20 protein-coding genes are annotated in these 25,641 nt (G+C 63.2%); 10 read left to right on the forward strand and 10 right to left on the reverse strand.

Annotated elements, in window-relative coordinates:
• The first annotated feature begins 173 nt into the window (after positions 1-173).
• From AC1DBL_RS04570 to AC1DBL_RS04580, 3 genes are read left to right on the forward strand one after another with little or no spacing between them, the layout of a single operon-like run.
• Entirely contained in the window at positions 174-1,859 is a 1,686-nt protein-coding gene (locus AC1DBL_RS04570) for a glycosyltransferase family protein (protein WP_476925560.1), read from the forward strand.
• Positions 1,860-1,875: 16 nt separating this feature from the next.
• Positions 1,876-3,153: a UDP-N-acetyl-D-mannosamine dehydrogenase gene (gene wecC / locus AC1DBL_RS04575; RefSeq protein WP_476916868.1), complete on the forward strand. Its 1,278-nt coding sequence runs from the start codon at positions 1,876-1,878 to the stop codon at positions 3,151-3,153.
• A 19-nt stretch (positions 3,154-3,172) separates the two neighbouring features.
• On the forward strand, positions 3,173-7,570 hold the full coding sequence (locus AC1DBL_RS04580) for a glycosyltransferase (protein WP_476925561.1): 4,398 nt from the start codon (positions 3,173-3,175) through the stop codon (positions 7,568-7,570).
• 519 nt (positions 7,571-8,089) lie between these two features.
• On the opposite strand, the gene AC1DBL_RS04585 is transcribed toward AC1DBL_RS04580, so the two are convergent.
• The 3 genes from AC1DBL_RS04585 to AC1DBL_RS04595 all read right to left on the reverse strand — a co-directional run bounded on the left by AC1DBL_RS04585 (position 8,090) and on the right by AC1DBL_RS04595 (position 11,579).
• Positions 8,090-8,851 (reverse strand): hypothetical protein, encoded by a 762-nt coding sequence (locus AC1DBL_RS04585; protein ID WP_476925562.1) that lies wholly within the window; start codon positions 8,849-8,851, stop codon positions 8,090-8,092.
• Positions 8,852-9,219: 368 nt separating this feature from the next.
• Positions 9,220-9,636, reverse strand: coding sequence for a hypothetical protein (locus tag AC1DBL_RS04590; protein WP_476925563.1), 417 nt, complete (start codon positions 9,634-9,636; stop codon positions 9,220-9,222).
• A gap of 932 nt (positions 9,637-10,568) precedes the next feature.
• Entirely contained in the window at positions 10,569-11,579 is a 1,011-nt protein-coding gene (locus tag AC1DBL_RS04595) for a glycosyltransferase (RefSeq protein WP_476925564.1), read from the reverse strand.
• Positions 11,580-11,773: 194 nt separating this feature from the next.
• Between AC1DBL_RS04595 and AC1DBL_RS04600 the strand changes: the two genes are divergently transcribed.
• Positions 11,774-12,838: a hypothetical protein gene (locus AC1DBL_RS04600; protein WP_476925565.1), complete on the forward strand. Its 1,065-nt coding sequence runs from the start codon at positions 11,774-11,776 to the stop codon at positions 12,836-12,838.
• 51 nt (positions 12,839-12,889) lie between these two features.
• Here AC1DBL_RS04600 and wecB read toward each other — a convergent pair whose 3' ends face one another.
• The 3 genes from wecB to AC1DBL_RS04615 form a co-directional block, all read right to left on the reverse strand.
• Positions 12,890-14,038: a non-hydrolyzing UDP-N-acetylglucosamine 2-epimerase gene (gene wecB / locus AC1DBL_RS04605; RefSeq protein ID WP_476925566.1), complete on the reverse strand. Its 1,149-nt coding sequence runs from the start codon at positions 14,036-14,038 to the stop codon at positions 12,890-12,892.
• A gap of 257 nt (positions 14,039-14,295) precedes the next feature.
• Positions 14,296-14,574 (reverse strand): hypothetical protein, encoded by a 279-nt coding sequence (locus AC1DBL_RS04610; protein WP_476925567.1) that lies wholly within the window; start codon positions 14,572-14,574, stop codon positions 14,296-14,298.
• 70 nt (positions 14,575-14,644) lie between these two features.
• Positions 14,645-15,226 carry a YdcF family protein gene (locus AC1DBL_RS04615; RefSeq protein ID WP_476925568.1) on the reverse strand — a complete coding sequence of 194 codons (582 nt, stop codon included), beginning with the start codon at positions 15,224-15,226 and terminating at the stop codon, positions 14,645-14,647.
• A 137-nt stretch (positions 15,227-15,363) separates the two neighbouring features.
• On the opposite strand from AC1DBL_RS04615, the gene AC1DBL_RS04620 reads away from it, so the two are divergent.
• The 4 genes from AC1DBL_RS04620 to rsmD are packed head-to-tail and all read left to right on the forward strand — an operon-like array spanning position 15,364 to position 20,360.
• A complete protein-coding gene (locus AC1DBL_RS04620; protein ID WP_476925716.1) occupies positions 15,364-16,389 on the forward strand; it encodes a thiamine-phosphate kinase in 1,026 nt (341 codons plus the stop codon).
• A gap of 22 nt (positions 16,390-16,411) precedes the next feature.
• Positions 16,412-17,491, forward strand: a complete 1,080-nt coding sequence (locus tag AC1DBL_RS04625; RefSeq protein WP_476925717.1) for a DAK2 domain-containing protein — start codon at positions 16,412-16,414, stop codon at positions 17,489-17,491.
• Positions 17,481-19,715 (forward strand): ATP-dependent DNA helicase RecG, encoded by a 2,235-nt coding sequence (locus tag AC1DBL_RS04630; RefSeq protein ID WP_476925569.1) that lies wholly within the window; start codon positions 17,481-17,483, stop codon positions 19,713-19,715. The genes AC1DBL_RS04625 and AC1DBL_RS04630 overlap by 11 nt, the downstream gene beginning before the upstream one ends.
• A 39-nt stretch (positions 19,716-19,754) precedes the next feature.
• Positions 19,755-20,360: a 16S rRNA (guanine(966)-N(2))-methyltransferase RsmD gene (gene rsmD, locus AC1DBL_RS04635; RefSeq protein ID WP_441417490.1), complete on the forward strand. Its 606-nt coding sequence runs from the start codon at positions 19,755-19,757 to the stop codon at positions 20,358-20,360.
• A gap of 69 nt (positions 20,361-20,429) precedes the next feature.
• On the opposite strand, the gene AC1DBL_RS04640 is transcribed toward rsmD, so the two are convergent.
• A complete protein-coding gene (locus tag AC1DBL_RS04640; RefSeq protein WP_476925570.1) occupies positions 20,430-21,407 on the reverse strand; it encodes an ABC transporter substrate-binding protein in 978 nt (325 codons plus the stop codon).
• 214 nt (positions 21,408-21,621) lie between these two features.
• Here AC1DBL_RS04640 and AC1DBL_RS04645 point away from each other — a divergent pair, with 214 nt between their 5' ends.
• On the forward strand, positions 21,622-22,113 hold the full coding sequence (locus tag AC1DBL_RS04645; RefSeq protein ID WP_476908665.1) for a MarR family winged helix-turn-helix transcriptional regulator: 492 nt from the start codon (positions 21,622-21,624) through the stop codon (positions 22,111-22,113).
• 28 nt (positions 22,114-22,141) lie between these two features.
• Here the strand turns inward: AC1DBL_RS04645 and AC1DBL_RS04650 are convergent, their stop codons facing one another.
• From AC1DBL_RS04650 to AC1DBL_RS04660, 3 genes are read right to left on the reverse strand one after another with little or no spacing between them, the layout of a single operon-like run.
• Positions 22,142-22,930 carry a spermidine synthase gene (locus tag AC1DBL_RS04650; RefSeq protein WP_476925571.1) on the reverse strand — a complete coding sequence of 263 codons (789 nt, stop codon included), beginning with the start codon at positions 22,928-22,930 and terminating at the stop codon, positions 22,142-22,144.
• Positions 22,927-24,135 (reverse strand): aminotransferase class I/II-fold pyridoxal phosphate-dependent enzyme, encoded by a 1,209-nt coding sequence (locus tag AC1DBL_RS04655; RefSeq protein ID WP_476925572.1) that lies wholly within the window; start codon positions 24,133-24,135, stop codon positions 22,927-22,929. The genes AC1DBL_RS04650 and AC1DBL_RS04655 overlap by 4 nt, the downstream gene beginning before the upstream one ends.
• Positions 24,132-25,058: an SDR family NAD(P)-dependent oxidoreductase gene (locus AC1DBL_RS04660; RefSeq protein ID WP_476925573.1), complete on the reverse strand. Its 927-nt coding sequence runs from the start codon at positions 25,056-25,058 to the stop codon at positions 24,132-24,134. The genes AC1DBL_RS04655 and AC1DBL_RS04660 overlap by 4 nt, the downstream gene beginning before the upstream one ends.
• A gap of 48 nt (positions 25,059-25,106) precedes the next feature.
• Between AC1DBL_RS04660 and coaD the strand changes: the two genes are divergently transcribed.
• A complete protein-coding gene (gene coaD / locus AC1DBL_RS04665) occupies positions 25,107-25,607 on the forward strand; it encodes a pantetheine-phosphate adenylyltransferase (protein WP_441417496.1) in 501 nt (166 codons plus the stop codon).
• Positions 25,608-25,641: the final 34 nt, after the last annotated feature.

Genomic DNA, 25,641 nt, shown 5'->3' on the forward strand with positions numbered 1-25,641 from the left:
TAGGGCAGGTCCGGCTGTGGCTGGCCCGCAAAGCGGTTGAAGCAGGTCACCGTCGACTTGAATCTCTACGGGACGCGGAGGGCGCCTGGACGGGGCGGGGCAAGAAGCGTCGGCTCAGGTTCAAGCCATCCACAATCAGTCCGACGCGAAAGCCCGTCCAACCGGCTGTTCGGGTGGCCGTCATATTGGACGACTTCTCACTGACCGCCTTCAGTATGGAATGGGATTGCGTTCCGGTAGTGCCTGCGACTTGGCGGGCTCAGCTGGAGGACAAGCGCATAGACTTCTTGTTTGTGGAATCGGCCTGGACTGGCAACAGCGGGGCCTGGACCGGCAAAATAGCGGCCAAGCACCCGGCTGAATTATCCGTTCTTCAGGAACTGACAACCTGGTGTAATGAACGGCACATACCAACTGTTTTCTGGAATAAGGAAGACCCGCCCCACTTTCAGGATTTTCTGTCGGCAGCCAAGCTCTTCGACCACGTCTTCACGAGCGATTCGGGCAAGCTCGAGGACTACAGACGCGAACTGGGCCACGAGAGAGTAGCGGTGCTGCCATTCGCGGCCCAGCCAGCATTGCACAACCCTGTGCGACCGAAATTCGGCTGGCACGAGCGTGACGTTGCTTTCGGAGGAATGTATTTTACCGAAAAATACCCCGAGCGTCGCGAGCAGTTGGACCTTCTGCTCACCGCTGCCGTCAAAGCGTCTTCCTCCATGAGCACCGGGCTGGAGATATTTTCACGCCAGATAGGCGGCGAGGCGAAATATCAGTTCCCGGCAGAATTTGAGGGCCGCGTGGTGGGCGGCCTCGGATATGCCGAGATGCTGACGGCCTACAAAGCCTACAAGACATTTCTTAACGTGAACTCTGTAGTGGATTCACCCACGATGTGCTCCAGGCGGGTCTTCGAGGTTGTGGCGTCCGGTTCCAACCTCGTCACAACCCCGAGCCCGGCCATCGACACATACTTTGGACCCGACGAAATCTTCAGTGTTCAGACTGAGGCGGAAGCGGAGCAGTTGCTTAGGGCGCTGCACCGGAATCCTGAAATGGGGGATCGCCAGCTCCACCGCGGGCAACGACGCATCTGGCGGGACCACACATACAGCATACGAAGTAAACAGGTGCTGGCAGCCGTCGCCCCCGCCCTACAGGCAGCCGCGGGCCGGCCATTCGTCTCGGCGTTGGTCTCGACGTTCCGACCTTGGCAAATTGAACACGTGTTTGAAACTCTCGGTCGTCAGTGCCATGTTGAAGTCGAGCTGGTGCTGCTGACACACGGATTCGAGCCGGACGCCGCCGCGATCGACAGCCTTCAGCGAAAGCACGGTGTTTCTAACGTGATTTTGCTCGCGGCTCCTAGTTCAGTTCCCCTAGGAACGTGCCTCAACATGTGCGTTGAAGCGGCATCAGGTGAGGTTCTGACGAAAATGGACGACGACGACTACTACGCTAGTAACTACCTGAGTGACCAGTTGTATGCGCTTGATTACTCTGGTGCCGACGTTGTCGGAAAACAGGCCCACTACATGTACCTCTCCGTGCTCAATGCAACGCTGCTCCGCTTTCCGGAGTGGGAGCATCGGTATACTCGGACGGTCATGGGTCCGACCATCATGGGTACTGCAGACATCTTCCGCCGTTTTCCGTTTGCTGCGATCGGCAAGGGGGAGGACAGTCTGTTCCTTCGGGACATCGCCAGGGATGAAGCGAGTGTCTACTCCTCCGACAGGTTTAACTATTGTCAGTTGCGGTCTGGTTCGGGTCATACCTGGACGGCCAGCGAAGCAGAACTGTTGGCTACAGGGTCATTGAAATTTTTTGGAAACTACAGGGACGAAGTCTCTGTCTGAATGGGGGAATCACCTTATGAATACCATTGAAAGCGTAGCGGTCGTCGGTCTGGGCTATATCGGACTTCCGACTGCAGCGATTTTGGCAGGCAACGGCGTGCACGTCGTCGGCGTGGACGTGAACCCTGACACCGTAGAATCTGTCAACCGAGGCGAGGTCCCGTTTGTGGAGCCGGACTTGGCTTCCTACGTGGCCGGGGCCGTGAGCCAGCAGAAGCTCCTCGCGTCGACTGAAACGCCCAAGGCACAGGCGTACATCGTGGCTGTTCCGACCCCGTTCAACGCGGACCACACTGCCGATGTCAGCTACATCAAGGCCGCAGCAGAGGGAATCGCCCCGCAGCTGGTCGGAGGTGAACTCGTCATCCTTGAATCCACCTCACCTCCCGGGACGACGAAGCTGCTTGGTGACTACCTCATCAGCCTACGACCGGACTTGAGCTTGGACGGGGCCGAAGGCAGACCTGCTATTCATGTGGCTCACTGCCCAGAACGCGTCCTGCCGGGCCGAATTATGATTGAGCTCGTGACCAACGACCGCATCGTTGGGGGGCTGACTACTGAGGCCGCGAATTTGGCGAAGGCGCTGTATGCCGTTTTCTGCCAAGGGGACATTTTGGTGACGGACGCTGCTACCGCTGAGATGGCGAAACTCGTGGAAAACTCCTACCGCGACGTCAATATCGCTTTTGCGAACGAGCTCTCTGTGATCAGCGACAAGCTTGGCATTAATGTCTGGGAACTCATCAAGCTGGCCAACCATCATCCGCGTGTCAACATACTGCAGCCCGGGCCTGGCGTAGGCGGACACTGCATTGCTGTGGATCCTTGGTTCATAGTAGCGGCGGCACCCGAGGAAGCCCGGCTTATCCGGCAGGCCCGCGAAACCAATGATTCAAAGCCGGCCTGGGTCATTCAGAAAGTCCAAGAAGCCATCGGTAACAAGGTATCCCCGAAGGTAGCCGTATTGGGGCTGGCCTTCAAGGCCAACATCGACGACTTGCGTGAATCCCCGGCTGTGAACATCGTTCAGCAGCTAAGCGTCAAGCTTGAGGGTGCCAGCATCCTAGTCGTGGAGCCCCATGTCGACAGCCTTCCGCGGCAGCTGTCCGGTCTTCGGAACGTCTCGCTCGAGGAACTTGAGTCTTCGCTGCACGTTGCGGATGCGGTGGTCCTCTTGGTCGATCACGATGTCTTCAAGGAGATCGACCCGGTCATGCTAGACGGCAAAGCGGTAGTGGACACCCGAGGCATCTGGCAGGAGGATTCCCGCAGTATCGCTGCGGGTGTCTAAAGAAACGCGAAGCGAGACTATGACGTATTCAGATGAAGTTGCACGGCTAAGCACCGTTCAGCTTGCCAAGCGCAAACGGTACATGCAGGATATCGACTCCCTGATACGTGACTACGAGCGTCTTGTCGTTGCTGAAGGGAAATACCGCCGTCGGGCCGAAAGCCTGGACAAGGATCTTCGCGCCATGCGGAGGGCCAGAGACAAGGCGATGGCGCAACTGGACGCTGCCAATCGAAGCAACAATGAGCTCAAGTCTGTCCTGAAGGCTCTGCGGTCCTCGAAAAGTTTCCGGTTAGCACGTGCGATCGGCGTTCCCGCACGATGGCTTTCCCGCGCAGCGGTCGCGCCACGCAGGAGTGCAGGAAACGGTTCAATCTCGCCGTCTGCATTAGGCGGCCGTACTGCCGCCGAAGCGACGCGGTCAATCCCCGGGAAGACGCCATCTGCAAAGGCGACGGTTCCGGCACGTCCCACTCGCCACCAACTTCTGAACGACTTTGCAACACATCCGTCGAAAGCCGCCGCGCTGAAGCTGATTTCGCACGATTACTTCGACAGGGGAGCCATCCTTCAGCCGGCGGACTTCATCCGACAGCATGCAGCGTTGCTGGAGGACGTCGGCGGGAGTGAGCTCGTACTGCTGCAAAATATCTTGGGCCAATATGAGCTGTTGACGGCCCCTCCCTTCATTGCCCAGCGACAGCCGAATGCTGGGTACTTGGCGGAACACGGCCGCATAATGTACTGCGCTCATAGCACGGGCCACTTCAACAGTAATGGTTACTCGACTAGGACCGCAGGGGTTGTCGGTGGGCTAAGAAGCAACGGCGAAGACGTTGTAGTTGTTGCCCGACCGGGCTACCCGTGGGACTCCAAAGTCGATGTGCCCGTCGCCGCGGCTGAAAGATTTGTCCGGGAAATAAGCGGCGTGCAGCACGTCTTCAATCCAGGTCCCAGCTGGACCGGTGACCGCCTCGACTACTATCTGGCGGAAGCCACAGACGTCTATGTAAGAGAAGCCCAGCGCCACCGCGCCTCAGTCATACATGCTGCCTCGAACTACGTGACGGCGCTTCCGGCGCTCCTGGCCGCCCGACGACTTGGTATACCGTTCGTATATGAAGTCAGGGGACTGTGGGAGATAACGCAAGCCTCTAGCAAGCCCGCATGGCGTAATACTGACCGGTTCCGCCTCGCAATGAGTCTCGACACGCTGGTTGCCAAGGAAGCTGATTCCGTACTGGCGATTACGAGCCAGGTGCGGGATGAACTGGTGTCTCGGGGCGTAAGTGGGCACGCGATCAGCCTCTTGCCTAACGCGGTTGACACTGACGCATTTACTCCAATGCCGCCTCTGGAATCTCTACGCAAGAAACTAGGATTGGCCAGCGATACCACTGTGGTGGGATATGCGGGAAGCATCGTGCCCTATGAGGGACTGGAGGACCTCCTGGAGGCGGCAAAATTCGTCCTCGACGCGGGCGTGGACATCACTGTGGTTGTAGTTGGAGACGGAGCGGAACTAGCGGCACTGAAGCGGCAGGCGACAGAATTTGGAATTCGCGACAAAGTAATCTTCGCCGGCCGCGTCGCAGCAGCAGATGTCCCTGGCTACCTTAGCTTGTTCGATATCATGCCCTGCCCCCGACGCCGATTGCCTGTAACTGAGCTGGTATCGCCGTTAAAGCCTTTGGAGGCAATGGCCAGCGCCAAGGCACTGATCTTGAGTGACCTCGCGCCGATGCGCGACCTTGCCGGCCCGAACCAGGAGCGGGCACTGCTGTGCGAGGCCGGAAGTCCCGAATCCCTAGCCGCCGCTATAATCAAATTGACCGGGGATCCCGAGGCGCGGACTTCCATGGGGCGACGGGCAAGGCTTTGGGCTATAGACCAACGAACGTGGAGGGCTGCCGGCAGTACAGCTGTTCGCGCCCACGACCGTGCCAAGGCCGCCAGTGCGGCGACGTCCGCGCGAAATCTCAACGAACTGACCATCGGAATTATTTCGGACGAGTTCACCCTGGAGGGTTTGCGCGGAGAGGTAAACCTGGTGGAACTCCGTCCTGACTGCTGGCGGGAGCAAATCGCTGCTCAGCCGCTTGATGCGCTGTTCGTGGAGTCTGCCTGGGAAGGCCTCAACGGACTCTGGAAGCAGAAAGTCGGGTACTACGATGAAGCGCGCTTCTCGACACTGAAAGAGATTCTGGAAGACTGCAACACGCGGGACGTGCCGACGATCTTTTGGAACAAGGAAGATCCGGTGCACTTCAACCGCTTCCGCGAAACATCGCGCCATTTCGACCACGTATTCACCTCGGATTCGGATTGCATTCGCCGATACAAGGAGAACGCTGGCCCCCGCCAGAAGACCGTCGCCTCACTGACCTTTTACGCCCAACCCCGCCTACACAACATCATCCCGGCCAACCGCCCCTACGATCACACGGTCGCCTACGCGGGCTCCTATTACGGTGACCGGTACAAGAACCGATCAGAAGAGCTGGCAACCATACTCGGCGTCGCTAAGAACCACGGACTAGCTGTTTACGACCGCCAACATCTGAACCCCGAAAGCCCGTATCGTTTCCCAGCAAACTTGAGTCGTTTCGTCCGTGGCGGGCTTGCCTACCCGGAAATGGTTGAGGCATACAAGGCTCACCCGGTGCATATAAACGTGAACTCAGTGGATGCATCACCCACGATGTTTTCGCGTCGCGTCATGGAACTTGCCGCTTCCGGTTCAGCTGTAGTCAGCGGAAAGGGGCTCGGCGTCGAGCAGATCATGAACGGGCTAGTGCCCGTCGTCCGGGGTGCCGACGAGGCGGGGCTACTTATCCAGGAATGGATGAGTAACGAACGATCCCGTAACCGCGATGCGTGGTTGGCCTACCGATATGTACATCGCGGCCACACAGCCGCCCACCGACTTGCTTACTTACTTCGGACCGCAGGCCTTACCGTCGCGGCACCCGAACTGCCCTCCTACGCTGTCTACGTGCCGGAACTGACAGCGGAGGTCGCCTCAGTTTTGGGCATGCAGACAGTTCAGCCCGCTCACGTCTATTGCGCCTTGGCCAGCACCGAATGGCGACTCCCAGTTACAGTCGTAAGCGATCGCGATGCGGCACGACGGCTCGCGGAAGCCGCCGGAATTTCGTTCATGGGCGAACCGGGGACAGGACACTCGGACCGCACGATCTTTGAAGATTTGCTTACGCCCACGACCTTTGGAGCCTGGAGTTCGATCTCCATCTCAAGCGAGGAACTTGATACCCCTGGTCTCGGTCTGGCGCAACTGGGCGAAGGCAACGGCCATGAACCCCTGCTCCGAAACATCTCCGGAATGCTGCCAGCGAACCCACTACGCCTTAGGCGGGAAGTAGAGGCCTCACCGACAAGGCCCACGAACTCTAGAAGCAACGAACCGAAGAACGTACTGATTGCGGGACATGACTTGAAATTCGCGACGGGAATAATCGGGGAACTGGCTTCGCGTGGACATAACGTCACCATCGACAAATGGCAGGACCACACCCGGCATGATGAGGAGCAAAGCCAGACCTTGCTGGCCGAAGCGGACGTGGTGTTCTGCGAATGGACACTGGGCAACGCCGTCTGGTATTCAAGGAATGTCTCGCCACACCAGCGGTTGGTCACGCGGCTCCATCTTCAGGAAATCTCGCGTCCCTACGTGAGGGACGTTGCATACTCTGCAGTCGACAAAGTCATTTTTGTCGGAAAGCACATTCTGGATGTTGCGGTAAGGGACCACGGGGTTCCGGCAAAACAGAGCCTGGTCATTCCCAACCCGGTAGACGTCACTTCGCTCGACCTGGACAAGGCCGAAGGTGCCAGATTCAACCTCGGATTTGTCGGCATTGTTCCAGCTAGAAAGCGTCTCGACAAGGCGCTCGATGTTCTGCGACTCCTGCGAATGAATGACGATCGCTATCACCTCTTCATCAAAGGTAAACGTCCCGAGGACTTTCCTTGGATGGCCAACAGGCCAGACGAGATGTTCTTCTACGAAGAGCAGTACGCGCGAATAGGAGCGGACCCGTTGCTGGCGGGGGCGGTCACTTTTGATGCGCAGGGCGACGACATGGCCGAGTGGTACAGAAAAATCGGAATCGTTCTCTCCGTAAGCGATTTTGAGTCATTCCATTTGACGCTTGCCGACGGGGCTGCTTCCGGAGCCGTCCCCGCAAGCCTCGCCTGGCCCGGTGCTGACCAAATCTACCCAACCGATTGGTTGCACGCCGACGAACGCGCGATGGCGGTCTTCTTGTCTGGTTTGAACGAGGATTCGTGGAGAATAGCAGGCGCGCGTGCAAAGGATATTGTCGATACGCGCTTCGAAAGCACCAAAGTGATCCCGGAACTGGTGGCCACTATTTTAGGCGGGGACGAAGGGTAGACGGCGAATTCGGGTTCGCGAACGCTGATGGAGGGGGCGTGACGACCAGGGCGTCTGGGATTTGGCATTTCCCCGACGCGTGGCCTGGCGCCTGGGAATTGAGGTCGTTGCGATCGATCCATCCAAGTGGGTTGCGATCAGACTTACATATCAACCATGCCCGCGGCCCGCTCCAGCAGGGAGAGCCAGGTCAGAGGCACCGGAGACAGCTTTGTGCACAGTGGAGGAGGATCCACAGCAGTAGCCGATCTTGCCCTGCCCGTGGCGGCGGTTGACATGGAGGGCAAAGTTCCGGCGCTGCCGTCGGACGGGGTCCCTTTGGTGACCGGGGCGGGCGGCTGTGTGTCACTGCCGGTCGGAAAATGAGCAATTGTGACGGCAGCCGAGTTCAGTGGTCGTCGCCACAGTTTATGGTCCCCTCGGGGGTGATGCGAGACGTCGTCATCGAGCTGGATGGACCTGGAGACGCGGGCGACGCACCATCGCCGATGTTGAAGCCGTCGTCGAGTACGACTGAGGTCAGTAGATGGTGACCATCGGTTCCTTGATGTAGACGCGCTGCTCGTAGGTCGGCTGGAGTGTGCTGCTACCCGAGCCGCGGTAGAGTCCGCTGTGCCAGACGACCCACTGGGAGTCCCACGCTTCGGCGGCGTGACACCACGTCCGCTTTCCAATCTCAGCGCCCTCAGGGTCGAGGCTGACGCACGCAAGGGACTTCACCGCGTCAGCACGATACGTCACCGTCGCGTACGTTGCGTAACCGTCCACGAACGGCAAGAGCGGAATGCTCCATGCCTTGAGACTGGAGCCGTCGTCGCCCCACAGGCGCCAGTATCCGTTCTCCACCCGGAGCGCGACCTGGGCGTAGCGCCAACCACCATCCTTGTCGGGACCGTGCAGCTGGACTAGGGAGTGCCATGACCTCCCGTCGTTCTTCGCAGGGCCGAGGACCGGCTTGAGCCAGCCCTTCCACCGCGTTGTCTTCCCGGGCGCGGACAGCGTCGCAGCCGCCTGCGACGCGCCGACCTTGATCTCACTGCGGCGCCTGAGGTCAGGCGACGCATCAGCGGGTGCGCCGGTGATCCACCAGTCGGTCGCCTCGTATTGCCCGGGCTTCATGCCGTTCCACTCCGAGGCGGTGTACCACGCGGGCTGACCCACGCCGTTGGGTGCGGCCATGGGCCCGTAGTTCGTATGGCCATGCGCTGACGCGCTGACCGTGGGCGCAAGCATGAGGGCAGCCGCCACCATGCCCGCGATGCTGCCTCGATTGATGATCACCTTCGAGCCTCCTTCACACACTGCTTCCACAGCTCGACATTGCGTTTGGCCCACCATTCGGAGGCCTCCCACTCGGGCTGGTCGTTGTGCGTCTCGCTGTGGATGAGGTGCCAGCAGCAGTAGTTCCGGTCTTCGCCCAAGAAGCTTCATTGCAGTAGAGCGCTAGTACGCGCGACTCTTGCAGTGCGCCTCGGGCTTGATCCCACGTCGTGGCTTGTTGCCCATCGTGAGGATTTCGCACAGCGCGACCGGTGATCTCTTCATGCCCTCGCATGGGCGTGGACGAGGGTGGTGTGACAAGCATGCGTGTCTTCGCGTACTTGCGCTTCTGAGCCGGGGTGCGTTCGGCTCCGGGCGTGGTCATGATCTCATCCCTCTACAGTCGCCAGCACTCCGCCGCGTTCTTCTGCCCACTGCGTGATGACTTCATTATGTGTCGTCGCCAGGCTAAGGCCTTCGTTCTCAGGCTCGTCCTCCGTTGACGTGACCTCCTGCGAGTTCTTCAGGGAGTTGGCTGCACTGTCGCCGTGCGGGATTTTGCCCGCTTCGGGGCGCGCACTCAAATTGTCAGCGTCGGCATGCGAATCGCCGCCGCCGGCGCCCACGACACCTTTGGATCGGACGTTGGCGACTTCCTTCACCAACTCCTCTTTGCGCATGCCGGATGCAACGCTAATGTTTTTGTCATAGGTCTCGTGGTGGAGTTCGTCCACCTTCATTTCCCGCAACTCAGTCGCGCCGACATCTGGCGTATGAAGCGTCGCAACACCCGGCTTTTCAGTCATGGCGTCCTCCTCATGCAGGACGAAAGCCAATTACTAAGTTGTATAGTCCGTGCCAGGAGCGTCGTCAAGATCTCCCGCTCGCAGGCTAAGAGGGGCGTATGCCACGGCGGGATCCAGTTTTTGCCCCACTTCAATGCCTATCGTTTTTGGCCCGCGGGTTCGGCTTGGCGCGCCCCTTGGGCTTGGCCCCCACTATCCAGTTCCTAAAGCAAAGCGTGGACATGAGCCGCAGTTCGGCGGGCAGCTCCCCAGACAGTTGAGGCCTTGGGCATGACCCGAAGGGGAGCGCAGGGCGAGCTCGGCTGCAGATTCGCGGGCAGTTCAAAAACACTGGTGGCAGGGTAGCGGAGCTCATGTGCTGACCTCCTTGACGACGTCGACCATCGGGCGGCCGTCGCACGGAACTTACACAAGCACTGGACTCCTACGTGGAGGTATGGGCTGCCGCAGAGAACTCGGGCAGTGGGGCCTCTTGAAATGGGGGTCTACCGAAAGCAGAGATCGGCATGACCGCATCACGCAGGCGATCTACCCGCGAATTCAAGGACGAGTTGGGCCGCGAGGTGATCAACACGTCCAAGCCGAGTTCGAGCGCGAAGTTCAAGAGCTGCGGGCCGAGACCGCCTACCTGAAAAACGCCGCTTTGATAAGGTGCGCATCGGACCGGTCACGCTCGGTCGGCGACGGCCTTCCATGCGTAGAACGACTCTTTATAGCACCACAGCACCCGCGAGGCCACTGCGACGGAAATCCCGTCCGTGGCAAGACCAAGGACCAGCGGAAACTGCATTCTGGGAACAGCTCCCGGGCGAAGAACGCCGCTGCCCGGCGAAGAATCTCATTCTCGCGCTCCAGTACCCGGATCCGTTTCCTGGCATCCCTGAGCCCCGCGGCTTCCTTCTCCCTCAGACCTGGCCGATGGCCGGCCTGTCCTACTGGAATACGTCTGTCGTCAGCTGACGAAGTTGAAGTTTCATGCTGAGGAGTTCCTTCCTTAGCTTGGCTGCTTCATCCACAATCGACGCAGAAATTTCCCAGGTCTTGTTGGAGCCTGTAGACGGCGCATTCTTGGCGTGCTCTCTCCATTGACCGAGGTTTTCCTGGTCAATCCCGAAAGTTGAGTAGGAAGCCTGCGTCATGAACCTGCAGCCTTCATCCTCGAGAATCGCTGTCCGTCGTGCACCGAAACTTGTGTCAGACTGCTTGTGCCGCATGTACATATACGAGCGGCTTGGCTCATTATCTACAATGACATTCAACGCATTTTTCTGTGCCCACTCAGCCAATCTGTGGTGCCCTACCTGCGCATAAGACTGAACCAAAGAAGCCGGGCCATAGAAAAAAGTATTCATGGACATGAACTCATGACTAATCGGACGCATTTTTCTGTCCGCCAAAGAAACTTCCCAGCCCCCCGGCAACGTAACCAGTGACGCATCGTAGTCCACTCGGGCCACTAACGAAAGACAACGGTCAAGGAAGTCAGATGCCAGGGCGTCATCGTCATCGATTCTGATGAGGCCAACTTTCTGTCCCTCCGCGGCCCGAGCAGACGCAAAAGCTTCCAGCTCGGCGAATGCGTCGAAGTGGAACTGAACCGGCGCGAATGTCACAAGGTGTTCCAGACCGACCGAGGCGACGAGTGCCCTAAGAATCTTCAGGGTCTCGGAGTCCATGTCTTTGTCTATGAAGATGATCCACTCTGTGCCTGGCCTGCAAAACCGTCCCACCGAGGGGAGTGTCGTGGCGGCAAACAACCGGAGTCGGTAATCCCACCAGCGCGGATCGAAAACCCCTATGCCCATCCTTGTATAGAAAATAACGGGGATGGTCGGTCTTGGGAACAAGCCCGGTTCCGGGTCTCCTGTGCACTCTGCTGCGACATGCGCGTCCGCGGGCCCCTCCGTCGCGGGTCGAGAAGCGGAAGTGCCAATGTCGTGCATCTCGGATTCTCTTTCCTGCTAGCTCTTGTAACCGCAACGAACTCTATACGATCCCGGGCGCAGCGTGCGGGCACCGTCGCGGCGTTGCTGCCTTCCTTACCCTGCAGCCACCAGCTGGCTGACGCTTATCTGGATACAGCTGCGCCTTTCACTAATGCTGGCGCGACCACCCCGTCTGCGTTGATGTAGGCTCGTTGGGTCAGATTTCGCGGTGGAAGGAAGAGCTGGTGAACGGAAGGCTACGGCGCCTTGATGAGTCGAAGTACTCCGTAACTTCATTCGAGAGTCTGGCCGACTTCGTGGGTGCGCAAGAGCTTCCCGGCGGATGTCTTACCTTTGAAGTGAATGGCCTTCCGGTTGACATCTTGAACCGGCCTGCCCCGGGGGCAGCTTCAACCATATTCGTGTTCCACCCAGCTGTCACTGAAGCGGTAGACACGCTGCCTTTCTTCAGCGGGCAAACCGTAACGAAGGGCGCGCCGGCGAACCGTGTCTGGATTCAGGACCCCACACTTTACGTTGACGACAGGTTGAATTTGTCCTGGTTTGCCGGCAACCACAAGATGGACGTTCAGGCGGTTCTGACAGACGTCGTCCGCAAGCTTCTCGCCGTCCACGGTAGCAAACACGCCATCTTTTTCGGCGCTTCCGGTGGCGGGTTCGCGGCCATGTATTTTTCCCGCCACTTTCCGGGATCGCTCGCTATTGCCATCAATCCTCAAACGAATATCCGATTCTATGGCGAGAAATCTGTAAAAGACTACCTGGAGTTCGGGCTTGGTGCGAAGCCAGGCTCGGACCCGCGCACGCTGTCGAATTACAGAATTGTTACCGACCTGACCCGCGAGTACAAAAAGGAATTTCCCAATACGGTCGCATATGTGCAGAATGCTAGCGATAGCTCGCATATAGGGCGGCATTTGAAGAGGTTCGTTCGCGACGTTTCGAACCATTCCCGCCTAATGCTGTATATAGGCGATTGGGGTCAAGGGCACGTCGCCCCCGACAAAGATTTCCTTCAGGCCCTTATCGTCACCGCAGTGAATAGCTTCGGTGATTGGACGAAATTGAAAGCCTTAGGTTTTCATACCTCGCCGAACCTCCAGCACGTTGACGATCGGATCACGCAAGTAAAGACCGGTCTTCGACCCCAAACTTCGGCCGGTGAGGCGTCGTCCCGCCCACGGACCTTGCCACGAGCTCGCGTGGGTTCGATACTGAGGCGAGTATCGGGCGTGCTTCGGGGAAAACGAAGTTAGGGAAGCTCAGGGCCAGAACCAGGAGGCAACCCGCTAAGCCCTGGTGCTCCATTACGTTGCTGCGAGCTCCCGCGGTTCAAACTCGGGAATGCGGTGTCCGAGTCCGAGCATGGCTTCGATCGCAGCGACCGTTCGTTCTGCGGCCATGCCGTCCCCGTATGGATTTACAGCATTGGCCATGGAGTCGTAGTGCTCTTGGTCGTGGAGCAGTCTGTCGACCTCGCGAACAATTCGTCCTTCATCGGTGCCGATGAGAGTTACGGTACCCGCATCGACGGCCTCGGGGCGTTCGGTGTTGTCCCGCATAACGAGGACAGGTTTGCCCAGGCTGGGAGCTTCTTCCTGCACTCCGCCGGAATCCGTCAGAACAATGTGGGCGAGAGAAAGCAAGCGAGTGAATTCACCGTAGGCAAGGGGTTCGGTCACTATGACATTCGGTTTGCCTTCGAGTGCTGGGAGCACCGCCTCGCGTACCACCGGATTCTTGTGGGCGGGCAGGACAATCACAAGGTTCGGTTCGGCCTCGGCAATTCGGGCTAGGGCCCGCCCCACCCCCTGCATTGCGCCGCCTTGGTTCTCACGCCTGTGCGTAGTGACGAGGAGGATAGTTTTGCCGCTGTCGGCCAGTTCTTCGAGCTGCGGATCCGTGAATGGGACCTTCTTGCCCACTGTCGTGAGGAGGGCATCTATGACGGAGTTGCCGGTAATAACTATGTCCGCTGCATCGATACCCTCGGCAATAAGGTTGGACTTGCTCACGCTCGTCGGGGCGAGGTGAAGGCTGGCGATCTGACTTGTCATCTTACGGTTGGCTTCCTCCGGGAACGGAGAGAAGAGGTCGCCACTGCGAAGTCCAGCTTCAACGTGCACGACGGGAATTCCGTGGTAAAAGGCAGCAATTGCGCCGGCAGTGGACGTGGTCGTGTCCCCCTGCACAATGACCGCGTCGGGCTTGTCGGCGGCGAAAAGCTTGTCGAGACCGTCGACGGTCCGGGTCATGATGGCAGAGAGCGATTGGCGCTGCTGGAGGATATTTAGATCATGATCGGGGGCGATCCCGAAGAGGTCGTTGACTTGATCCAGCATTTCCCGGTGCTGACCGGTTACCGTGACCACACAGTCGAGGCGCTCTGATTGCTGCAAGGCTAAAACGATAGGGGCCATTTTGATGGCTTCAGGGCGGGTGCCGAAGATTGGCATGATAGTGGGCACAGTGGTTCCCCCAAGGATATATAGACCGCGGACCAGTGAATACTACGGGACAAGCAGCCGTACGAGTGAATCGACTTAGGGGTCCGCTTCCACGGCCATCACACCAAAGGACCAAGGTACCGTGACTAGCCGCCTGCTCGGCGGATAGTCCAATCTACGGTCGTGTGATTAGGGGCGGTGGCCCACTCAAAGCAGGTGCTGTCTCGATTCGAGAAGCATGGGTAGCTGGCGCCGAGACGCTGGCGTCAGCTCGCGAAAATAAGCACGACCACCAGAAGAGGGATGCTCAAAGAGACAGTGATAACGACCAGCAATGCGACCATGCGCTTACGGCCGTGAACGGATTCGCGAGAACTGGGACCCTTGGCGGTGCGCTCGGTCGTCGAAGGCGCCGCTCGCGTCAGAGCGAACGGCACCGCGTCCGGAACCAGCAGCGGGTCGGGTACGTCCTCGCGAAAGCGCCGGCGGCGGAGGTGCCTGGGCGCGGCAACCAGAGGCGGAGTCTGCTCGGTGTCACGCTCCAACGTCAATTCTCCTCGCTCCGTCTGTCAGGCTCCGACGGACGGCGTCCATAGGGCATCCCCAATTCTTACATCACTGAGCGGCGGGGGAGCATTCCGGCCGGAGCGACACATCCAGCAGTCCGCCGGTTTCGATAACAAAGCGCCGCAACCACTGTCCGGGCGAGAAGTCCGGATGCGAGGCAACCATCTGCACGTCCGCCGTCGTGCACTGCTCCATCAGGCGGCCCGCCCTGGCGAGGTGGTAGCTGGACGTCATCACCGTGATGGACTTCCAGCCGTTGAGGGACACGAGCTTGCCGATGGCCTCAGCTTCGCCCCGGGTGTCGTAGTCGCCGGGGCGGAAACAGATGAGGTCCGGGCTGGGGAATTGTGCCGTGTTGCACAGCTCGTCGGCCGCTTTGTTGCCGGGGGTGTCCGTGTGGGAAAGCACCAGCACGGGGATGCCCAGTTGCCGCTGGAACTTCTGTGCCGCCGGCAGCCGCTCTGCACTGGCTCCGCCGAGGACGATGACGGCGTCGGTGCGGTGGACACTGAGCGGATCAACATTGACGAAGAGCTGGACCGAGATGATCAGCCACAGAATGACCGCCCCAATAGTGAAGCCAAGGGCCTGCACCAGAGCGGGCGGCACGCTGGGCATCGGTCGAGGCATGCCTATGAGTTTGGCATGGGGCTTTGCAACCACGAAACATGCACGCAACCGCCGCGTGGCCCGCGGGTTCCAGCCGTCCCGCCGCCGTTGTCACCCCTGCGCGGTAGCGTAGGGCTGTGCCTGAAACGCTGCAGCCCGTGCCCCAAAACCCGGAGTCCCTTACCGTGGGTGAACTCTCAGAGTCCGAACTCCTTGCCCGGATCTTTCCGCGGCTCCACGGCGGGGACAGCAGTGCCCTCCTGCTGGGGCCGGGCGACGACGCCGCGATCGTGGCGGCGCCGGACGGCCGCACGGTGGTGAGCATCGACACGCAGGTGGTGGACCAGGATTTCCGGTTGGAATGGAACAACGGCTACCGGACCACCGGCTACGACGTCGGCTGGAAGGCCGCGGCCCAGAACCTCAGTGACATCAACGCCATGGGCGCCCGGGCCACCTCGATGGTGGTCAGCCTGACCATGCCCCCGGACACCCTTGTGTCCTGGGTGGAGGACTTCGCCGACGGGATGAGCTCCGGGATTCGCGAGCTGGGCGCACCGGACTGCGCCGTGGCCGGCGGGGACCTCGGCCGCGGACGCGAACTCGCCGTCAGCGTAGCCATCCTCGGCACGCTGGACGGCCAGGCCCCGGTACTGCGCTCCGGCGCCCGTCCAGGGGACACCCTGGCGCTCGCAGGCACCGCCGGATACGCTGCGGCCGGCCTGGCGCTGCTGGAATCCGGTACCCCCGTGGACGCCCTGACCTCGGAACAGCGCACCCTGATGGACACCCAATGCCGCCCCCGGCCGCCGCTCGCGGCAGGGCCGCTGGCCCGGGAGGCCGGCGCCACCGCCCTGATGGATATTTCCGACGGCCTGGTCCGGGACGGCGCGCGGATGGCCGCGGCCAGCCACGCCGTGCTGGACCTGGACCCAGTGGCCCTCAAGGAGCTCGGCGTGCCGCTGCAACCGGCCGCCTCCCTGCTGGGCGCGGAGCCGATGGACTGGGTCCTTGGCGGTGGCGAGGACCACGGCCTGCTCGCAGCCTTCCCGGCCGGCGTTCAGCTGCCTCACGGTTTCACTGCGATAGGCTCGGTGGAGGCCTCTGCACCAACGGACAGCACAGGCGTCACCATAGCGGGCAGGCCCGCTGACACTGTGGGATGGGATCACTTTGCAGACTAAGATTGCCGCCAACGCGCAAGCGATGAAGCGGTGGTTGGGCAAGGCGGAAACAACGCTTGGAAACCACAGCGACCGCCTGAACGCCATCAACATCTTTCCGGTAGCCGACGGCGACACCGGCACCAACCTCTACCTCACGGTCCGCGCCGCCGCCCGGGCGCTCCAGGATGTCGTCACCGACACCGCCGCCCTGCCGCAGCTGGACGCCGACGCGGCGCTGCACGTGGTGGGCCCGCCCAACCCGACCCAGAACGACGTCGGGGCCGTCCTGGCCAAAGCCGGCCAGGCCGCCATGGAGCAAGCGCGCGGCAACTCCGGCACGCTCTTCGCCGTCTTCCTGTGCGCCGCCGCGGAACCGCTGGCCGGGCACCCCCGGCTCAGTTCACCCCTGCTCGCCACCGCCCTGAACCGGGCCCAGATCCGGGCCTGGTCCGCGCTGAGCGACCCGGTGCCCGGCACCATGCTCTCCGTCATGGAAGCGGCAGCCCGCGCCGCTGCCGCCGTCGACGCCGAGCACGACGGAGACGACAGCAACCACACCCTGGGCCTGGCGCTCGACGCCGCCGTCGAGGCCGCCCTGGCCGCCGTGGTGCACACCGAGGACCAGCTCGAGGCCCTGCATACCGCCCACGTGGTGGACGCCGGCGGTGTCGGGATGCTCCTGATCCTGGACTGCCTTCGCTCCGCCGTGCTCGGCGAGGAGCTGCAGGACCAGCTGCTCGACGGGCTGCACGGCTATGACGTCCAGGCCCCGCACATCCACGTGGACATGCCGCGGGACGACGGCGTGGAAGTTATGTGCACCATCACGCTCTCGCCGCTTGACGCGGCCACCATGCGGCAGCGGCTCGACGAGATGGGCGAGTCCGTGATCATGAGCCAGGTGGGCGGCGAAGCCAACGAAGAAGGCGCCTACCGGTGGCGGGTCCACGTCCACGTGCCCGACCCCGCGCCCGCCGTCGCCCTGATCCGTTCGCTCGGCGAACCCTCGGACATCAACGTCAGTGAGCTGGCCCTGCCGCGTAACCCGGATGACCTTCCCTTGGAAGCAGTTCCCGACGCCGGCCCCCGCACCACGGACCTCGACGGACATGAACGCTGAACTTGAACTGGGCCTGGAACGCCGGATCGGTAAACGGTCCGCGGCCGTCATCGAAAAACACCTCGGCATCACCACCGTCGGCGGCCTGCTGAACTACTTCCCGCGCCGCTACCTGAGCCGCGGCGAGCTGACCCCGATCAGCGAGGTCCCGCTGGACGAGGAGGTGACCCTGATTGCGCGGGTCATATCCAACAGCACCCGGCCCATGCGCGCCCGCCGGGGTTCGCTGACCGACGTCGTGATTACCGACGACGCCGGTTCCCAGGCTACCGGCCTTCCCGGCACCCTCAAGGTGAGCTTCTTCAACGGCTTCCGGGCCAAGGCCGAGCTCCAGCCGGGCCGGCGCGCCATGTTCTCCGGCAAGGTCACCCGCTACGGCGGATCGCTCGGCCTCACCAACCCCGACTTCCTGCTCCTCGACGAGGATCCGGACACGCCCGGGATGGACCCGGAAAAGCTCGCCGCGATGCCCATCCCCGTGTACCCGGCCACCGCCAAGCTGACCAGCTGGTCCATCCAGAAGGTCATCTCCACACTGCTGGACACGCTCGAGCTGGACAGCCTCGAGGACCCGCTTCCCGACGAGATCGCGTCCCGGGAGAAGTTCCTGCCCGTCGCGGACGCCTACCGGCTGATCCATGCCCCGCAGACCCCCGCGGACTGGCAGCGTGCCCGGGACCGTTTCCGCTACCAGGAAGCCTTGGTGCTGCAGTCCGCCCTGGCCCGGCGCCGCGCCCAGCTCGCAGCGGAGGAGGCAACGGCGCGCCGTCCCGCCGCCGACGGCCTGCTGGCGGCGTTCGACCGGCAACTGCCCTTCACCCTGACCGCTGGCCAGGCCGCCGTCGGCAAGACCCTCTCCGAGGAACTGGCACTGGACTCGCCGATGAACCGACTGCTGCAGGGCGAGGTGGGCTCGGGCAAGACGATCGTGGCCCTGCGCGCCATGCTGCAGGTGGTTGACGCCGGGGGACAGGCCGCGCTGCTGGCCCCCACCGAGGTGCTCGCGGCGCAGCACTTCGACTCCATCCGGCGCACCCTCGGACCGCTCTCCCGGGACGGGCTGCTGGGCGGCCTGGGTCCGGATTCCGTCCAGGTCACCCTGCTGACCGGCTCCATGCCCACCGCAGCACGGAAACAGGCCATGCTGGACGCCGCCTCCGGGACCGCCGGGATCGTGATCGGCACCCACGCCCTGCTCAGTGAAAACGTCTCCTTCTACGACCTCGGACTGATCGTGGTGGACGAACAGCACCGCTTCGGCGTCGAACAGCGGGACGCGCTCCGGTCCAAGGCCAGCAAACCGCCCCACCTGCTGGTCATGACCGCCACCCCCATCCCGCGCACCGTGGCGATGACGGTGTTCGGCGACCTGGAGACCTCGGTGCTGGACGAACTGCCGGCAGGCCGCGCCCCGATCTCCACCCACGTGGTGGGCCTTGCCGAGCACCCGGCCTGGGCCACCCGGATCTGGTCCCGCGCGCGCGAAGAGATCGACGCCGGCCACCAGGTCTACGTCGTCTGCCCCAAGATCGGCACCGACGACGACGGCGACTTCACCCCGGGCGAGGCCGAACCCACCGACGCCGACCTGGCGGAGACCGGCGCCCGGGAGCTCGCCTCGGTGACCGGCGTCATCGAACAGCTGCGGGACGAACAGTCACTGGCCGGCGTGCCCGTGGCGCCCCTGCACGGCCGGCAGGACCCCGTGCTGAAGTCGGAGACCATGGCCTCGTTCACGGCCAACCAGACCAAGCTGCTGGTCTCCACCACGGTGATCGAAGTCGGCGTGGACGTGCACAACGCCACGCTCATGGTGATCCTGGATGCCGACCGGTTCGGCATTTCGCAGCTGCACCAACTGCGCGGCCGGGTAGGCCGCGGCGGGCTGCCGGGCACCTGCCTGCTGGTCACCACCCTGGAACCGGGACACCCCAGCCGGCGCCGGCTGGATGCCGTGGCGGCGACCACCGACGGCTTCGAACTCTCGCAGGAGGACCTGAAGCTCCGCCGCGAAGGCGACATCCTCGGCGCCTCCCAGTCCGGCGGCCGCTCGACGTTGAAGCTGCTGCGGGTGCTGGAACACGAGGACGTGATCGCCCGGGCCCGGCAGGACGCCCAGGCGATCGTGGGCGCTGACCCGGACCTGGCCCGCCACGCCGGCCTCGCTGCGGCCATCGACGACTACCTCAACCCTGAAAAGGAGGCGTTCCTTGAACGCGGCTAGAACACCAGGCACGCCTAAACCGTCGGGCGCAGCTAAACCATGAGCCGGATCATCGCCGGAGCCGCCGGCGGCACGCCGCTGGTGAGCGTCCCCGGATCCCTGACCCGCCCCACCACGGACCGGGTGAAGGAGGCCCTCTTCTCCCGGCTGGACGCCTTCGAGGTCATCGCGGACGCGCGGGTGCTGGACCTCTACGCGGGTTCCGGTTCACTCGGCGTGGAAAGCGCCAGCCGCGGCGCCCTGACCGTGGACCTGGTGGAATTCGACGGCAAGGCCAGCGAGGTCTGCCAGCGCAACGCGGACCTGGTCAACACCGTGGCGCGGCGCAAGGTCGTTGCCGTGCACCGGTCCAAAGTGGAATCGTTCCTGGACCGGGCCGCCGAGGGGACCCGCTGGGACCTGGTGTTCCTGGACCCGCCCTACCCGCTGGACGAGGTCGCACTGGCCGCCGTCCTGGCCAAGCTGCTGCCGCACCTGGCCGAGGGCGCCGTCGTCGTGGTGGAACGCTCCGCCCGCACCCCGGAACCGACCTGGCCGGACGGCCTGGAGCGGTTCGCGGAGAAGAAGTACGGCGAAACCCGGCTCTGGTTCGCCGAGCCCGGCGTGGAGCCCGCGGAGGCCGGGGCAGCGGAAGTGGCGGAGTAGTCCCGCAGACTGTCTGAGGACGACGGCGGAACCTTCCGCCGTCGTCCTCGTCCGGTGTGGCGAGAGCCGCTATTTCAGGATCGTGCCCGAGACATCCGGCGTCGAGGGCACAATTCCGTACTTGGCCATCAGCTCGCCCAGTTTGCCCAGGGTGGGTTCATCGAGCTTGCCGTTGAATTCCTCCAGCCGCAGCTTCTTGGCCACGGCCTCCGGCATCTTCATGAACGCAGGCAGCAGTGCCCGGACCTTGTCCGGGTTGCTCTGCGCCAGGGCCAGGGTCTCCGTCATGGCCGCCTTGAAGTCGGCAACCACCTGCGGATTCTGCTGGGCATAGCCGCCGCTGGTGAAGGTGACCATGGTGGGAAGACCCGGCAGCGCCGCCTGGTTGTTGTACGTCACCAGCTTGTTGCCTTCCGCCAGCAGCTTGGAGAGGAACGGTTCGGGAACCCAGACGGCGTCGGCGTTCCCCTTGGCGAGCTGGGCACCCATGTCCTGGAAGGGCAGTTCGAGGAACTGGACCGCGTTCGGGTCGCCGCCCTGCTTGGACACGACCTCCTTGATGGTCAGGTCTCCCTGCGCATTGAGGGTGTTGACTGCGACCTTCTTGCCGACCAAGTCCTTGGCCGAGGTGATGCCCGAGCCCGCCTTGGCGACGACGCCGTTGATGTCATCCCCGGTGGGGAGCGAGTTTGAGTACCCGGAGACGATCTTCATGTCCAGGCCCTTGTTCTTGGCCAGGAGCACGGACAGCGGGTTTCCCACGGAGAAGTTCATGGTTCCGGTGGAGACGGCGGGGAGCATTGCCGCCCCGCCCTGCCCGCTCTGCAACTCGACCTTGAGCTTGTGCTTGGCAAAGATCCCCTCGTCGATGCCCAACTGCACAGCGGCAGACGGCGCAATCGAGATCACACCCACAGTGATGTTGCGGACACCACCACCACCGGCGGCCGAGGAGTTCGAGGCCGACCCGGACGGCGACCCGGCGCCGCAACCGGTGAGCAGCAACGCCGCGGCAACTCCGACGGCGGCAAATGTGAGTCTCTTCATAACAGTCCACTTCCTTGGGGTGAGTTATTAGGCGGTCGGGACACTTGCCGGGCAGACCACCCGGCGGCCGGCCCCGAAGCTACATAAATGACAACCCATATAATTGACAAAGTCAATGATAATTTTCTCAACTATTTTCCAGGGTGCGGGCCGGCGGCGGTATCGTTGACGCTGTCAAGCGTTCCGAGGCGCCAACCAGAAGCTGCGAGGATCTGTGGCCGAATCAACCCAGCACGGCGAGGATTTGTTTGAAGGCGCCGCGATTCCGGCCGTCCCCGACCGCTTTCTCGCCAGCGATCTGGTGGACGAAATTGAATTCCTGGCAGCGCGGGCGCGAGCCCTGGGCAGCGCGCACGCCAATGCCATGCTCGCCTCGCTGGATCTGAAGGTGCGGTCCTACTCGGTCCTGGCGATGGCCTGCAGCGACACCGAGCCGTCGCAGCGCGAGCTCGCCGATTTCCTGCGCTTGGACCCGAGCCAGATTGTCTCCCTGGTTGACGCCCTGGAACAGCGCGGGCTCGTCTTCCGCGCGCCCGACCCACGCGACCGGCGGTCCAAGGTCATCCGCGCGACGGCAGCCGGCGCGGAGCTGCATCAGCGTGCGGCAGCGGCCGTCCGGGTGGCTGAAGATGCGTCCCTGGCATCGCTCGACGGTCCGGAACGGGATCAGCTTCGGGTCCTGCTGCGGAAGATCGCGTTCAGCTGAGTTCCCTACCGCCGCCCCGGGCCGTGGACTAGTCCGAGAGGACGTCCAGCTCGACGCCGGAAAGCACCTTGGCCGGGTGCGGGCCGCGGGCTGTCAGCGCCGCGGTCCAGACCTCGGGCCATGGTCCCTGGGTGCCGGTCAGGATGATATTCCCAGGGTGCCGGCCGGCGAACATGCCGGTCTCTGCGAACGCGGACACATCGGCCATCGCCCGGCGCAGCGCCGCGACCTGGCTGCGGACCAGTGTCAGGCCCGGCTCGTCGCCGACATTGACGATCAGTACGCCACGCGGGCTCAGCCTGGCGGCGGCTTCCCGGTAGAACCCGGTGCAGGCGATGTGTTCGGGTGCCTCCGGACCGGAGAAGATGTCCAGGATCACGACGTCGAAGCGCAGTTCCGCGGGCAGCGTCGCCAGGGATTCGCGGGCGTCGCCGATGACGGTGTGCAGTTCGGTCCCGTCGGGCATTGGCAGCTGCTGCAGCACGAAGTCCAGCAATTCCCGCTCCAGCTCCACGGCGTACTGCACGGAACCTGGACGGGTCGCCTGGATATAACGCGCCAGCGTCAGCGCCCCGGCGCCCAGATGGAGGGCGGTGATGGGTTCGCCCCACGGCGCCGCGAGGTCCACCACGTGGCCGATCCGGCGCAGGTACTCGTAGAAAATATCGCCGGGGTCGGCCAGGTTGACGTGGGACTGTTCGGCCCCGCCGATGCTCAGCACGAACCCGCCCTCGGTGAATTCGTCGGCCTCGATCACAGCGTGCTGGCCGGTGGTCCGCAGGAACCGCGTGGCCGCAGGGGTGCCCTCTGTGCTCACAGCCTGTCCCGGAGCGTGGAGAGCCGCTCGGCCGCTTCCTCCAGCACATAGGTCTTCTTGCAGAACGCGAAGCGGAGCAGGCTCCGGGTCCGCTCGGCTCCCTCGGCGTGGCAGAAGACCGGGACCGGGATGGCGGCAACGCCCACCAGTTCCGGCAGCCGGCGGGCGAGGTCCACCGAATCGGAAATCCCCAGCGGGGCGGTGTCCACGTTCACGAAATAGGTGCCCTGCGGGGTGAAGACCTCCAGCCCCGCCGCACGCAGGCCTTCGCTGAGGATGTCCCGCTTGAGCCGCAGGGTGTCGGCGATGCCGGCGTAGAACTCATCCGGCAGGCCCAGGCCGACCGCAATGGCGCTCTGGAACGGGGTGCCGGAACTGTAGCTCAGGAACTGCTTGACCGTCCGGGCCGCGGCAACAAGGTGTTCCGGGCCGCTGAGCCAGCCGATCTTCCAGCCGGTGAAGGAGAACGTCTTTCCGGCGGACGAAATGGTCAGGGTGCGGTCGGCCGCGCCGGGCAGCGTGGCGATCGGCAGGTGCGCGACGTCGAAGGTGAGGTGCTCGTAGACCTCGTCGGTGATGATGACGGCGTCGTGCTTGATGGCGAGCTCGACGACGCGTTCCAGCACTTCGCGCGGGAAGACCGCGCCGGTGGGGTTGTGCGGGTTGTTGACCAGCACCACCTTGGTGCGGTCGCTGAAGGCCGCGGCCAGGGCGTCGAGGTCGGGCATGAAATCGGGAGCCAGCAGCGGGGCGGTGACGTGGGTGGCGCCGGAGAGCCCGATGATGGCGCCGTAGGAGTCATAGAACGGTTCAAAGGTGATGACCTCGTCGCCGGGCCCGACCAGGGCAAGGAGGGCTGCGGCGATGGCTTCCGTGGCGCCGGTGGTGACGATGATTTCCGTCTGCGGATCCGGGGTCAGCCCGTAGAACCGTTCCTGGTGCAGGGAGATGGCCTCGCGCAGCTCAAGGATGCCCTTGCCGGGGGCGTACTGGTTGGCGCCCGCGGCGATCGCGGCCTGGGCCGCGTCCTTGATCTCCGCCGGGCCGTCCTCATCCGGGAAACCCTGGCCGAGGTTGATGGCACCGGTCCTGAGCGCCAGCGTGGTCATCTCCTCGAAGATGGTGACGCCCAGGTCCCCGCCGGGGGAGAGCAGGTTGGCGCCGGTCGCCGCACGCTGCCAGGGGGCCAGCGGCTGCGCGCTCACCGGGTTCCCGCCTGGCTGGGGTTTTCACCGGCACCGTCGCCGGCGCCGTTGGAGGCACTGGCCGTGCGGCCGGTGAACTTGTCCATGGTGGTGTAAATGCCGAAGATCTTCCCGCCGACGAAGTCCCAGGCCCGGACCGGCAGCACCCCGCGCAGCACCTTGCCGAGCTGCGCCGTCGCCGGGGCGATCAGCTGTGGCTGGCCGGCCACGGTGGCGCGCCAGGCGCGGTTGACGGCGTCGTCCGGGGTCATCAGCGGGGTGAAGAGCGGGCCGCGGGCGCCGGCGAACATGCCGGTGGAGATGTAGCTGGGGCAGAACGTGGTCACCTTGAGGTGGCCGTAGCCCTGCTGTTCGAGCTCCAGCCGCAGCGAGTCGCTCCAGCCGATGACCGCCCACTTGGAGGCGGCATAGACGCTCATCCGCGGGTTGGACACGGTGCCCGCGGCGGAGGCGATGTTCAGGATCCGGCGCGGCCGGCCGGCGTCGGCCATCATGGCCGGGAGGAAGGCGTGGGTGACATACATCGGGGCGAGGGCATTGATGTCCATGGTCAGGGCGATGTCGCGGGCCGGTTCGTGGTCCCAGAACAGGGCGCCTCGCACGATCCCGGCGTTGTTGACCAACAGCGTCAGCGGGCCTTCGGACTGCGTCTCCGCGGCGGCCTCCGCGATCGCCTCCCGGCTGGCCAGGTCAACCCGGCGGACGACGGCGCGCGCGCCAAGCGCCGTGACCTCGGCGGCGGTGCTGGCCAGTCCGTCGGCGTCGACGTCCCAGAGAATGACGACGCCGGCCCCCTCCCGGGCGGCGCGAAGGGCGTAGAGCCGCCCCATGCCCATGGCGGCTCCGGTCACGAGGACGACCCCGCCGGCAACGGTGAACGGTTCAGGCGTGGGCTCGGCGGGGGAACTCTTAGATGCTGACATTCCGCCATGCTATCCCGGCCCGCAAGGCCCATGCGGTAGGTTCGGAGCATGAGACGCGCCGTATGCCCTGGCTCCTTTGACCCTATTCACAACGGCCACCTGGAAGTCATAGCCCGGGCGGCCAGCCTCTTCGACGAGGTCATCGTGGCCGTATCCACCAACTACGCCAAGAAATACCGTTTCGGGCTCGAGGAGCGGCTCGACATGGCCCGGGAAACCCTGGCCTCGCTGCGCGGGATCGTGGTGGAACCCGTGGGGGAGGGGCTGCTCGCCGAGTACTGCCGGCAGCGCGGAGCCAATGCGATCGTGAAGGGCCTGCGCTCCTCCTCGGACTTCGACTACGAGCTGCCGATGGCGACCATGAACCGGCAGCTGACCGGCGTGGAGACCGTGTTCATTCCGGCCGAGGGTCACTACCTGCACCTGTCCTCCACGCTGATCAAGGAAGTCTTCACCCTCGGCGGCGACGTCGCGGACTTCGTGCCGAAGTCCGTGCTGAAACGGCTGAGGTCCGGCGAGCCGGTCCAGGATCCGCCCCGCAGAGGGTAAGCTTGATCGGTAATCGGCGGCCTGCTGCCGGTTG

This window comes from Arthrobacter sp. 10T44 (genome assembly GCF_056393885.1).